This is a genomic window from Halorientalis regularis (assembly GCF_023698535.1).
In the GTDB taxonomy this organism is placed as follows: Archaea; Halobacteriota; Halobacteria; order Halobacteriales; family Haloarculaceae; genus Halorientalis; species Halorientalis regularis.
The window spans coordinates 69,359-80,983 of the sequence record NZ_JALJCL010000009.1; the positions used below are offsets into that span (position 1 = coordinate 69,359).

General features: G+C 67.1%; 12 protein-coding genes. 5 read left to right on the forward strand and 7 right to left on the reverse strand.

What is annotated here, in order from left to right; translation table 11 throughout:
* Window position 1: 1 nt before the first annotated feature.
* The 5 genes from MU521_RS12835 to MU521_RS12855 all read right to left on the reverse strand — a co-directional run bounded on the left by MU521_RS12835 (window position 2) and on the right by MU521_RS12855 (window position 5,465).
* Complete coding sequence (locus tag MU521_RS12835; protein ID WP_092691293.1) at window positions 2-1,300, reverse strand: tRNA pseudouridine(54/55) synthase Pus10; 1,299 nt, start codon at window positions 1,298-1,300, stop codon at window positions 2-4.
* A gap of 57 nt (window positions 1,301-1,357) precedes the next feature.
* Entirely contained in the window at window positions 1,358-2,224 is an 867-nt protein-coding gene (locus MU521_RS12840) for an esterase/lipase family protein (protein ID WP_092691291.1), read from the reverse strand.
* Between the two features lie 200 nt (window positions 2,225-2,424).
* Window positions 2,425-4,158: a histidine kinase N-terminal 7TM domain-containing protein gene (locus tag MU521_RS12845; RefSeq protein WP_092691288.1), complete on the reverse strand. Its 1,734-nt coding sequence runs from the start codon at window positions 4,156-4,158 to the stop codon at window positions 2,425-2,427.
* 150 nt (window positions 4,159-4,308) lie between these two features.
* Window positions 4,309-4,767: a DUF5812 family protein gene (locus MU521_RS12850; RefSeq protein ID WP_092691285.1), complete on the reverse strand. Its 459-nt coding sequence runs from the start codon at window positions 4,765-4,767 to the stop codon at window positions 4,309-4,311.
* A gap of 98 nt (window positions 4,768-4,865) precedes the next feature.
* Window positions 4,866-5,465 (reverse strand): DUF8056 family protein, encoded by a 600-nt coding sequence (locus MU521_RS12855; protein WP_245681165.1) that lies wholly within the window; start codon window positions 5,463-5,465, stop codon window positions 4,866-4,868.
* Window positions 5,466-5,563: 98 nt separating this feature from the next.
* Here MU521_RS12855 and MU521_RS12860 point away from each other — a divergent pair, with 98 nt between their 5' ends.
* From MU521_RS12860 to MU521_RS12870, 3 genes are all read left to right on the forward strand, one after another.
* Window positions 5,564-6,883: a glucose-6-phosphate isomerase gene (locus MU521_RS12860; protein ID WP_092691281.1), complete on the forward strand. Its 1,320-nt coding sequence runs from the start codon at window positions 5,564-5,566 to the stop codon at window positions 6,881-6,883.
* Window positions 6,884-6,937: 54 nt separating this feature from the next.
* Window positions 6,938-8,104, forward strand: coding sequence for a CPBP family intramembrane glutamic endopeptidase (locus tag MU521_RS12865; protein ID WP_092691278.1), 1,167 nt, complete (start codon window positions 6,938-6,940; stop codon window positions 8,102-8,104).
* Between the two features lie 107 nt (window positions 8,105-8,211).
* Complete coding sequence (locus tag MU521_RS12870; protein ID WP_092691276.1) at window positions 8,212-8,364, forward strand: CopG family transcriptional regulator; 153 nt, start codon at window positions 8,212-8,214, stop codon at window positions 8,362-8,364.
* Here the strand turns inward: MU521_RS12870 and MU521_RS12875 are convergent.
* Window positions 8,361-8,819 carry an NOB1 family endonuclease gene (locus MU521_RS12875; RefSeq protein ID WP_092691273.1) on the reverse strand — a complete coding sequence of 153 codons (459 nt, stop codon included), beginning with the start codon at window positions 8,817-8,819 and terminating at the stop codon, window positions 8,361-8,363. The two genes, MU521_RS12870 and MU521_RS12875, sit on opposite strands and share 4 nt — an antisense overlap.
* A gap of 16 nt (window positions 8,820-8,835) precedes the next feature.
* Window positions 8,836-9,075, reverse strand: coding sequence for a PRC-barrel domain-containing protein (locus MU521_RS12880; RefSeq protein ID WP_092691271.1), 240 nt, complete (start codon window positions 9,073-9,075; stop codon window positions 8,836-8,838).
* Between the two features lie 165 nt (window positions 9,076-9,240).
* On the opposite strand from MU521_RS12880, the gene infB reads away from it, so the two are divergent.
* Entirely contained in the window at window positions 9,241-11,055 is a 1,815-nt protein-coding gene (infB, locus tag MU521_RS12885; RefSeq protein ID WP_092691268.1) for a translation initiation factor IF-2, read from the forward strand.
* A gap of 64 nt (window positions 11,056-11,119) precedes the next feature.
* Window positions 11,120-11,368, forward strand: coding sequence for a DUF8015 family protein (locus MU521_RS12890; protein WP_092691264.1), 249 nt, complete (start codon window positions 11,120-11,122; stop codon window positions 11,366-11,368).
* Window positions 11,369-11,625: the final 257 nt, after the last annotated feature.

The window sequence follows — 11,625 nt, forward strand, 5'->3', positions numbered from 1 at the left end:
CTCACTCGGTGTCGTCGTTCCGGAAGAACTCCGGGCGGGCGAACGGTTCGTCCTCGCCCTCTACGTCGACCACGTCGAGGGCAGTCACGACTGCTCCCGTGTCGAGGAGGCCGGCGAGGCTGGGGTCGGTACGGCCCTCGTCGCCGCTGACGAGTTCCTTGACGTAGAGTCCGCCTTCGCCGTTGATCTCCAGTTCGGCCTCGGTGTCTCCCTCGAGGGTCCCGTCGATGTCGTACACCTCGCGAGTCCGGGTCACGTCCGCGCGGCGGTGAGTGACGCGCTGGGGGGTGTCCTGGTAGATTGTCGCGCCGTCGAGTTCCGCAAGCGCGTCCGCGAAGGCGTCCTCGCTCACGGGGTCGTCGAACGCCACGTCCATCCGGTAGGTCTTGTTCGCGTCGAGTTCCTTGACGCGCTCGACCATGTCGTGGGTCGCGAGCCTGAGCCCCTCGACTTCGACCTTGCCGTCGGCGAATTCGTCGACCTCGGCTTCCAGTTCGGCTGGGTCCACGTCGCGGGTGCGGGGCTCCTTGATCTCGATGACGAACGGCCGCCCCGATTCGAGCATCAGCGCGTCCACGTCTTCGCGGCCCGCGCCGTGGAAGACCGCTTCCTCGCCGTCCATCGCGTCGAGGACGACGGGAGCGGTGAGTTGCTCGACACTCTCGTCGTAGCGGTAGCCCGAGCCGCCACACCCCTCGCAGGTATCGCCGCGCTTCAGGCCCGTCCCACCGCAGTCGTTGCAGGGCCACTTGGTCTGAGGGATGTCGCGCTTTAGTTTGCGGTAGCGGCCGTAGACGAACGCGGAGTTGACCTGCACTTCGAGTTCGTCGGTCGCCAGGTCCAGCAGAACCAGCACGTCCGGGCGCTGGAAGTCGACCTCGGTGTCGGTCTCGGCTCCCAGTCGCTTGCCCACCTCGCGGTTGATCTCGCTTTTCAGGGGTTCGCCGGCGTCGGGTTCGAGGCCGACTTCTTCGCGGAGGAGGCGGTCGTTCTCCTCCAGCAGAGGCGGTACCTTCGTCCCGATCTGGTAGGTGTCGAACTCGTAGGGGCCGACGGCGTGGACGGCGCGGTCGGCCCACTCCTCGTAGCGGTCGCTCTCGTCTTCACAGACCCAGCAGGGGTCGTCGGGTTCGAGGTCGCCGACGGGCTCGTCGTCTTCGAGGGCGACGGCGACGCGGAGCGACCGGCCGCGCTCGCGGTTGGTCAGTCCGAAGCTCCGGTCGGCCACAAGCCGCCCGAGACAGGCGTCACAGAGTGGGCCGGAATCGAGAGCCCGACGGGCGGTCGAAAGCACTGTCATTGTCGACCGGAGGTGGGGCGCGCCTAACTCCCTTTCCTTTCTCGGGTCACCCGGTCTTCAGGACCGTAGCGTCGTCTTCAGGTTGTACGGTTTCTCGCCGGTGAGCCACTCGTAGGTGAGTTCCATGCTGGTGAGACTCGCCCGGACGCCGTCGTGGTTGGTCCGCAGAAGGACGTTCTCTGCCCCCGCCAGGGCGGGGCTATCCTCGCAATTCCAGAACAGCGGGTCGTCGGTTCCCCGGATGGTGTAGTAGTCCACGTCGCCCGGCGTCTCGTTCTCGTTGAGCGCCGCGAGCGGGTGCCCGTCGACGGAATCGTAGTCACGCCGGAGGAAATCGCTCATCTTGTAGGTCCCGCCGGTGAGGCCGGCGGAGGCGGCGTAGGAGTTCAGGACCGACCCGTGGTTCGCACCGGCCATGAACACGCAGGTGTCGACCCAGTCGTAGCGGTCCTCGCGAAGGAGCCAGTACCGGGCACCGGTCACGCCGAGGCTGTGGGCGACGACCGAGACCTGATCGCTGCCGGTGTACGCCCGGACCTCGGCCACGAAGTCGTCGAGCTGGTCGGCCATGCGCGCGTGGCTCGGACTGCCGGACTCGAAGGTGATCGCCCAGAGGTCGTCCCCGGAGAAGGCGCGATTCAGACAGAACTCGGCGTGGGTATCCCAGTCACAGGCGTCGCGCTGGTTCCCGTGGACGAACACGACCGGCGTCTGCGAGGACCCGGCGTCAGTGGCGTGGTGCTCGTGGCCACCCCAGCCGCCGTACCCGCTGGTGGACCACGGTAATCGGTGCGCCGCAGTGCGTTCGTGTCGGCAGTCGACTCGGCATCCCCCATTGCGACGACAGCGCCGCAGTCCGGCGAGGTTCGAAGTCAACTGCTGGAGGACGGGTCGCGACCGACCCGACCCACTGTCGACGGACATAACTGTGTGGTGTGAACGTGTGACATATATAGCTACCTCCTTACAACGGTTTCCGAACGGCGAAAAAAACGTCTGACTGGTAACGAGAGTCGGGAAATATTTAGCACAGGTGTCCAGAAACACAGACACGTTTTACACGCCTGGACGGTGACTGGTCGTCGAGTGCCACAACCGAGGGCTCGATTGGCGAGTGAAACGAGTCAATCGGCGTCGACGGGGGGCTGGCCCGACGCGGAGTGGACGGTCGGTCCCTGACGCGGGATCGAGATGGTGACGACGCTCCCGCTCACGTCGTCGTCCCGGCCGAAGGCCACCCGGTCGCGGAAGTCGATGTCGCCGCCGAGCATCGTCACGCCCCAGTTGACCAGCCAGAGGCCGAGGCCGCTCCCGTGTTCCAGGGGCGTCTCGGTGCCTTTGACCAGCACCTCCCGTTCCTGCTGGGGGATGCCGGGGCCGTCGTCGGCCACCGAAATCTCGACCTGGCTGTCGTCGCCTTCGATACGCACCCAGACGTGTGGTTGCTGGCTGTCGTTGTGGACGACGGCGTTCTCGAAGACGTTCTGCAGGACCGATTCGAGGATGCCGGTCGAGTGGATCTCCAGTTCGTCGGGCAGGTCCGCCTCGATCTCGGCCGCGGGGTACTCGTGGCGGAGCGTGTCGAGTTGGCGGGTCACGAGCGACGGGAGGTCGATGGGCTGGGGATCGTTGTGCCGGCGGGACATGATCCGCTCGATCTCGCGGGCTTTGGTGCCGGTCTCGCTCAGGTCGCGCGCGACCGACCGGATGCGGTCGGCCAGTTCCGCGTCCTCCCCGTCGAGGCGGTCGACGAGCTGGGTCGCGCACACGTCGATGACGTTCATATCGTTGCGGAAGTTGTGCCGGAGGACCCGGTTGAGGACCTGCAGCTGCTGGCGGCGGTTGGTCCGGTCGGTGATGTCCCGCAAGACCAGAATCCGACCGAGCTGGCGGCCGTGCTGGTCGGTCAGTGTCGAGACTTTCACCTCGTACTCGAAGGGGCCGTCCGACGACCAGACGACGGTCCCCTCGCCGACCGGCAACTCGAACTCCGGATCGTCGAACACGTTCCGGACTGGACGGCCGACGACGTCCTTCGAGAGGTCGAACTGCTGTTGGGCGAGCGGGTTCACGTCGACGATCACGTCGTCCTCGTCGACGACGATGACGCCGTCACGCATGTTCCGAACGACCGCGGTCCGGCCGATCTGTCGGGTCGCCGGGACGCGATCCAGCAGGTCCGACCGGTAGAAGGCGTAGCCGTAGGTGATGCCGCTGATCGTGAACATATACGGCGTCATGTCCAGCCCAGTGATCGGGACGGCTCCGGTGACGCTGGCGACGTTGGCGAAAAGCGGGGCGGAGACGCCCAGCAGGAGCGCCACCCCCTGGTCGACGAACAGGTGATCGGCGGTGAACACCAGCCGCATGATGAGGACGATGCCGGCCAGGACGAGTGTGTACGCGTACGCGAGGAATCCCCAAAACGCCGGGCCCTTGCTCAGAATACCCACGGCGACACCCTGGGTGTACACCATCCGGACCTCGGACCACACCAGGTCGTGGAGCGGGTTGGTCCAGACCAGTGCGAGCATGAGTACCGCCGGCAGGGCCAGTAGTGCGACCGACCGGCGCGTGACCCGGTCACCGTACCCCGTGTACTGCAGCGCGAACAGGGCCCAGGCCACCGGGACGCCGATCCGTCCGATCCAGGCGACCTGCTCGAACGTGATCCAGGTCGCCCTGTCCGGTGCCAGGAGCGCGAGCGCACTCCCGCCGGCCCACAGTGCAATCGAACACAGGAGGAGACGCAGGGCTCTGACACCCGGCCCGCTGCAGCGACGCCACGTCTCGACGAGGAACGCTGCCACGAGCACCACGGGCACGCCAAGCGCTGCCGCGTACAGTGAAACAGACACGTTCTCGACTACCCCCTACACCCCTTCTCGGGCTCACTTACCACTGTTAGATCCACCTGCATAAGAGTAGAGCCGTCAGAGTCCGGCAATATTTAAGTACAGGTGAGCGCCGCGACTGGCGGGCCCGGTGTGGCCGTCGGTGGCGACCAGTCAGGGTAGATAGCGGACGCTGAGCGCCTGTCCGTCGGCGCGGACCTCGACGCGGTCGACGCCCAGCCGCGCCGCACGGGCCAGGGTCTCCTCGTCGTCGAGGACGTCCGCGGCCGCGTCGTCGGCCTCGCCGTCGGGGACGGTGATGACGTGGAGTTCGCCCTCGCCGGCGCGCTCCTGGCGCGTGATCTCCCCGACGGGCTGGTCGGCGGCGATCTCCCTGGCCTGCTTGGTCGGCGGTTCCGGACTCCGCTCGACCGGGATCGTCCGCTGGTCGGTGATCTCGACGACCTGCCAGGCGACTTCCATCGGCGGTTCGGGCTCGATGCTCGCGGCGACGATTTCGCCGACCTCGACGCCCGGGTTGGTACTCAGCGTGTGGACCTGGCTGTCGGTCACGTCCCGGAGGACCGCCGACTCGTCGTCGGCAGCCGTGACGAGGAAGGTAGCGTCTTTCACGGGTGTCGCTTGTTCCCCGGACGGTTTCGGCGTTTCGAGTTCATCGCGTCAGTCGGGTGTCCCCGCGAACGGAGCGAGCGGAGGATGGGCTGATGCGTTTATCGCGTCAGCCTGTGGGTGGCGTAGATCGCGGCCGCGCCGACCACCGGCGGCACCAGCCCGACGATGGCGGGTAGGGCGTAGAAAAGTTCGACGAGGGGCGCGTACGCGCCCGAGACGGGCTGTTGCTGTTCCGGCGGCGTCGAGATCAGCAGGGCGAGATACAGGGTCAGCAGGAACAGGTACCCGGCCGACGCGATGGCGGCGTCGTAGCGGGCGTTGGACCCAACCCGGCGGTGGCGTCGCGCAACCGAGAGGACGGGGGCCAAAAGTGGGAAGACGACGAGCAGGCCGACGAAGATGAAGAAGGCCCGCGAGAACGAAAAGACGCCACCACCGGTGCCGGTCGTGCTGGCGATCACACCGACCAGTCCGAAGGTGAACAGGAGCGCGATCAACAGTGCCAGCAGGCCCCCGACGACGGCGTAGGTCTTGAACAGCAGGGAGTCGCTCTGCCGGAAGGCGTACGGGTAGGAGCCAAAGAGGCCGCCGTACGACTTCTCCTCCGTGGCCGACTCGGGTTCGACGTGCTCGGGACCGCCCTCGGCGGTCGGGGCGTTCTCCGGGTCCGTCCGGTCGTCGACGGATTCGCCGGTCATTGCACACGGGTAGGCGGCCGGGACCGAAAAGCCACGCGATTCCGCCCCCACCCGGCCAGAGCAGTAGCGTTTTGCGCGCCCGGTGTGGACGGACGACCATGCAAGTGGACATCGGCAACGCGCTCGCGGCCGAGGCTGACCCGGGGATCAGCCGCGACGCGCTGGCGCGACTCGACGAAGACGTGGCACGGGCACACGACCGCATCGCGACCGGCCGGGCCGGCGAGGAGTTCGGCTACGCCGCGCTGAACCTGCCCGAGCGGACCGACGCCGCCGAGATCGAGGCCACCGTCGAACCGCTCTCCGACGCCGAGGCCATCCTGACGGTCGGCATCGGCGGGAGTGCCCTCGGTGCGGCCACCATCTCGGAGGCGCTGGGCGGACTGGACACGGAGGGCAAGGCCGCCGACGCCGCGCCGCTGTACGTGCTGGACAACGTCGATCCCGCCCACGTCCGCGAGATTCTGACGGAGGTTCCGCTCGACCGCACCGCGGTCAACGTCGTCTCGCGGTCGGGCACCACCGCCGAGACGCTCTCGAACTTCCTCGTCGTGCGCGAGGCGATGGAGGCGGCTGGCGTCGACTGGACCGAACGAACCGTCGTCACGACGGGCGAGGCGGGGCCGCTCCGGGAGCTGGCCGACCGCCACGATATGCCCGCGCTGGACGTGCCGACGGGCGTGCCGGGGCGGTTCTCCGCACTCTCGGCGGTCGGGCTGGTGCCCGCGGCGATCCAGGGCCACGACATCGAGGGCCTGCTGGCCGGAGGACAGCGGGCCGCCGAGTCGCTCGCGCCCTCGCTGTTCGACTGCCCTGCCTACGCCTACGGTGCGGTGAGTTACGGCGTTGCCCAGCGCGGGGCCGACATCAACGCCGTCGTCCCCTACGCCGAGCGCCTGGAGTTTTTCGCCGAGTGGTTCGCGCAACTGTGGGCCGAAAGCCTCGGGAAAGACGGGCTAGGCCAGACGCCCGCGCGGGCGCTCGGCGCGACCGACCAGCACTCCCAGCTCCAGCTCTACCGCGCCGGCCCGCGAGACAAGCTCGTGACGATGGTGCGCCCGCGCGAGCGGGCCGACCGGACGATTCCCGAGACCGACATCGAGGGGCTGTCCTACCTCGGCGGGTCGACGCTGGGCGACCTGCTCGACGCGGAGTTCGAGGCGACCGAGGCGAGCCTCGCGGCCGCGGACCGGCCGTCGGTTCGCGTCGAGATCGACCGGCTGGACGCCGAGTGCGTCGGTGAGTTGCTGTACGCGATGGAGGCGGCCTGCGTGCTGTACGGCGAGCTGGCCAACGTCTCGACGTTCGACCAGCCGGCCGTCGAGTGGGGCAAGCGGGCCGCGCGGGGTCTGCTCGGCGGTGGGGAGTTCGAGGAGGCCGCGGCGGTCGCGGACAAGACGGAACTCGTCGTCGAGTGAGCGGGTGGCACCGAAGCACAGTCCCTAAACCGCCCGCCGCCGTGGTGCGAGCCAATGGCAGCAGTAGATACAGTCGACGGCCGCGGGCCCCGGACGACCGCGGCACCGACGACGGGGCTGGTGCTGGCCGGGATCGCACTGGTCGCGAGTCTCTTCCCCTGGACCGGCAGGACGCCAATCGTCGCAGTCCCCGGGATCGACGGGAGCGTGGTCGGCCTCGCCCTCGGGGCCGCCGCGGCGCTTACCTTCAGCCTGCGCCGTCACGGCACCGTCGACCGCCGGATCGGCGCGACCGCGGCGGGGTTTCTCTCTGCGGCGCTGTTCGGGTACGCGCTCTACCAGTTGATGCGCCCGGCCATCGGCACCGACGTGGTGCCGGATGTGGGAATCGGCCTTCCCATGGCAGCCGTCGCGGGGCTGGGCGCAGCCGTCGTCGCCGTCGCGGATTACGACGCCATCGACGACGACGCGTTCTGGGGGAGGACGAAGGGGTTCGCCGTCGCGCTCGTGCTCGGCGGCGGGGCCTTCGCCGGCCTGTTCGTCGGCCAGCTCGTCGCGCTGATCCCGGTGTCGGTCGGGGGAGCACTGCTTGGCGTCTCGGTCGATCCCCGGACATCGCCGATCGCCCTGGCCGTGTTGACAGCGTTCAGCTATCTCGGGAGCGTCGGTTTCGTCGCGCTGTACCTGTACGGGCGCGACCTGTCACTCGACTACCTCGACGTGGGGATACCGTCGGCGCGTGGCCTGCTCGTCGCGGTCGGCGGACTGTTCGCACTCCTCCTGTTGCTCGGCACGATCACGACGCTGGTCCAGCAACTCGGGCTCCCGTCGTCGGACTCTCAGATCCAGCAGCGAGCCATGGAGAACCCGACGCTGGCGCTGTACTTCGTCGTGCTCTCCGTCCTCGTCATCGCGCCCGTCGAGGAACTGGCCTACCGCAACGTCGTCCAGAAGTACCTCTACGAGTCGTTCACCGAGCGGTCGGCCGTGGTGCTGGGCGCGGCGGTGTTCGCCGCCGTCCACTTCAGCCAGTATCAGAACGCCAACCCGCTGGCGACGCTGACCACGCTCACCGTAATCTTCCTGCTCTCCCTGCTTCTGGGGTACGTCTACTACCGCACCGAGAACCTCGTGGTCCCCATCCTCGTCCACGGCGCGTTCAACGCCCTCCAGTTCCTCGCAGTCTATCTCCAGGCCACCGGGCGCATCCCCACGGCATGACCCCTGCCGTCCCCTAGTTTCCGCAACAGATCAGGAGAAACACCCCGAACGGGCGTGAGACGGTCGTCTGACGGGTTTTTATGCGGTCCCGTGACGAACTGCGTGGTATGCCAACCCGTTTCACCGTGGTCTGTGACGACGATCTCGCGAGCGAGGTCGAGTCGCTGGCCCGAGAGTACGACCTCACCGAGGAGGAAGTGCTCACCCAGTTGATCGACCTGGGGTTGGACGAGGCGACCCGGACGCGAAACCGGCTCTAGGCCGGGTTCTTCCGGGAGAGGTCGCTCCCGCAGACGGGGCAGCGGTCGTGATCGTCGTCGAATTCGCGGCCACAGCCGCTACACTGGAACCGCCAGTCCCGTTGCTCGGTGATCCCCTCACAGGCGATGACCTCGACGGCCACGTCGAGTTTCTCCGCGACGTTTTGCATCGCGTAGTCGTCTGTGACGAGGTGGCCGTCGAGTTCGAAGGCGGCGGCGACCAGCCGGACGTCGGTGCGCGAGAGTTCGTCGAAGTCGCCGGTCTCGCGGGCGGCCCGCTCGATCCGCTCGACGGTCTCCTCCTCGGGAATGTGGAGGTGCATGCCGGAACCCTCCAGCGCGTCGAACCGATAGGCGCTCTCGTCTTCGAGTTCCTCGCGGACCATCGGGATCGACGCCTTGCGCTCCTGGGTGTGATACTCGTTGATAAACGCCGACGAGTCGAGAATGTACATCGAAAAAGAGTGCGGATTATCGGTCGACGATCATGTGGTCCTTGACGGCCTGGACACGGGGGACCGGAACCAGCAGGCGGCCGCGTTCGTCGGTGGGGAAATCCGAGTCCCGGAGCATCTCGTCGGGTTCGACGACGAGATTCTCCAGGCGGCCCGATGTGGCGTCCATCGTGATGTTGTACAGCATTCCCAGTTCCTTGCCGTCCGAACCCATGACGGCCTTCCCCGAGAGGTTCTCCGCGAGTATTTCTGCCATACACAGCGTAGCGTATTCCACTCACATAAACGCCACGGGGACGTGTGACGCAGGTCTGACGCCGAGGAACCGCGCGTTCCGTGCCAGGAGCGAGGACCGAAATGGAGAAAGTTAAATGGGCTGGCCGGTTGGTATCGCGTACGGATTCTCGAGGGTGATGTGCCAATGTCTGACTCTACAGAAGCCGACGCCGACGCCGACGGGGCAGCCACGCTCCGGACCCCCATCGTCGCGGTCCTCGGCCACGTCGACCACGGAAAGACCACGCTACTTGACAAGATTCGCGGCTCCGCGGTGAGCGAGGGTGAGGCCGGCGCGATCACCCAGCACATCGGCGCGACGGCCGTGCCGCTCTCGACCATCTCGGAGATGGCCGGCGAACTCGTCGATCCCACCGACTTCGACCTCCCCGGCCTGCTGTACATCGACACGCCCGGCCACCACTCCTTCTCGACGCTGCGCTCCCGCGGCGGGGCCCTGGCCGACATCGCCGTCCTCGTCGTCGACGTGAACGACGGCTTCCAGCCCCAGACCGAGGAGGCCGTCGACATTCTCAAGCGGACCCAGACCCCCTTCATCGTCGCCGCCAACAAGGTCGATACCGTCCCCGGCTGGAACCCCAACGAGGGCCTCCCGATCCAGGAGAGCATGGAGCAACAGTCCGAACGGGTCCAGGGCGACCTGAACGAACGCCTCTACGGCATCATCGGCGAACTCTCCGATCACGACTTCGCCGCCGACATGTACTGGCGGGTCCAGAACTTCCAGAACAACGTCGGCGTCGTTCCCGTCTCCGCGATGACCGGCGAGGGCGTCCCGGACCTGCTCACAGTCTTGATGGGCCTGTCCCAGCGGTACATGAAAGACGAGATGCAGATCGACGTGGAAGGGCCGGGGGCCGGCACGGTACTCGAAGTCAAGGAGGCCCAGGGCTTCGGGACGACCGTCGACGCCGTCCTCTACGACGGGACCATCCGTGAGGACGACGAGATCGTCGTTGGCGGTCTCGAAGCCCCCATCACCACCGAGGTACGGGCACTGCTCCAGCCCAAGCCGCTGGAGGAGATCCGCACCGAGAAGGCCTTCGAAAAAGTGCCCGAAGTCTCGGCCGCCGCGGGAGTCAAGATCGCCGCGCCCGATCTGGACGACGCCATGGCCGGCGCACCGATCCGGGTCGTCCGCGACCGCGACCGCGGCCAGGTCATCGCCGACGTGGAACAGGAACTGGCCGAAATCGAGGTCACCACCGAAGGGCAGGGCGTCGTCGTCAAAGCCGATACCCTCGGCAGTCTGGAGGCCATCGCCAGCACCCTCGACGAGGTCGATATCCCCATCGTCCGCGCGGAGGTCGGCGACGTGGCGCCCCGAGACGTCCGGGTCGCCGAGACCGCCGAGGAGGAGAAACACGAGGTCCTGCTCGCGTTCTCCGTGGACGTGCTGGACGACGCCCGCCGGCTGGCCGAACAGGAAGGCGTCCGCATCTTCGAACACGACGTGATCTACCGCCTCGTCGAGGAGTACGAGGAGTACGTCGAGGAGATGGAACGCGCCCAGCAGACCCAGGTGCTCGAAAACATCACCCGGCCCGCGCGCTTCCAGATCCTGAACGACCACACCTTCCGACAGAACGACCCCGCCGTCGTCGGCGTAGAAGTGCTGACCGGCACGGTCAAGCGCAACTCCAACGTCGCGACGTTCGAGGACGGCGAGTTCGAGCGCGTCGGCCAGCTCAAGTCCATCCAGGACGCCGGCGAGGACATCGACGAGGCCCGGATGGGCGACCAGGTCGCCGTCTCCATCGACGGCCCCACCGTCGGCCGCGACATCGAGGAAGGCGACGAACTCTGGATCTATCTCCCCGAGAAGCACGCCAAGATCCTCGAACAGGAACTGACCGACGAGATCCCCGGCGACGAACGCGAAGCGCTCAACCAGTACCTCGAAAAACAGCGGAATCGGGACCCCTTCTGGGGGAAGTAACTCAATCCCGCCGGAGCGTTGCGCGAGTAATAATATTTAATTAGCGGGAGACAGACAGTGTCGGGTGGAGGCAACTATCTCGGAGCACCCGCTCGGATCGGTGTCACGACCCGATCTCGTGTTGTCCGCGATTCCCGGGCCAGTGGCGCTGGCGGCCGTGCTGGGCGTGTTGCTGGGCGTCCCGCTCTCGCTGGCGCTGGCCGTCGGGAGCGTGCCGAGCAGTGCCGTCGTCGGCTACGCGCTGTTCTACCGCCCGCCGGTCGACGGTGACACAGCCACTGAGAAGTCGACCGCGACAGGAAGAAGCCGGTAGTTACAGAAGGTAAAGGAGAAGGCCCTTGACATCCTCCTCCGCGTGAACGCGGAGGAATCCCGAGCGGTGGGAGTTTCAGGTGTGCAGTCCAAGCAGCGGACTACCAGTCCTTTCGGGCGCGGGTAGTCCCACGGTATCGGACTGGTGGACTGCTGGCGGTGCCAAACCGCCGGTACCCCTATCCTCGACCGTGTAGGGCGTCCCGGTGTTGTTTTTGCCACGGGGACGCCAGCAGGCGTCAGCGGAGTTGGGGGTAT

Coding starts and splice junctions, on each gene's coding strand:
- MU521_RS12835 (WP_092691293.1), bottom strand. CDS start 1,300: ATGACAGTGCTTTCGACCGCCCGTCGGGCTCTCGATTCCGGCCCACTC.
- MU521_RS12865 (WP_092691278.1), top strand. CDS start 6,938: ATGGCAGCAGTAGATACAGTCGACGGCCGCGGGCCCCGGACGACCGCG.
- MU521_RS12860 (WP_092691281.1), top strand. CDS start 5,564: ATGCAAGTGGACATCGGCAACGCGCTCGCGGCCGAGGCTGACCCGGGG.
- MU521_RS12840 (WP_092691291.1), bottom strand. CDS start 2,224: ATGTCCGTCGACAGTGGGTCGGGTCGGTCGCGACCCGTCCTCCAGCAG.
- infB (WP_092691268.1), top strand. CDS start 9,241: ATGTCTGACTCTACAGAAGCCGACGCCGACGCCGACGGGGCAGCCACG.
- MU521_RS12875 (WP_092691273.1), bottom strand. CDS start 8,819: ATGTACATTCTCGACTCGTCGGCGTTTATCAACGAGTATCACACCCAG.
- MU521_RS12880 (WP_092691271.1), bottom strand. CDS start 9,075: ATGGCAGAAATACTCGCGGAGAACCTCTCGGGGAAGGCCGTCATGGGT.
- MU521_RS12855 (WP_245681165.1), bottom strand. CDS start 5,465: ATGACCGGCGAATCCGTCGACGACCGGACGGACCCGGAGAACGCCCCG.
- MU521_RS12870 (WP_092691276.1), top strand. CDS start 8,212: ATGCCAACCCGTTTCACCGTGGTCTGTGACGACGATCTCGCGAGCGAG.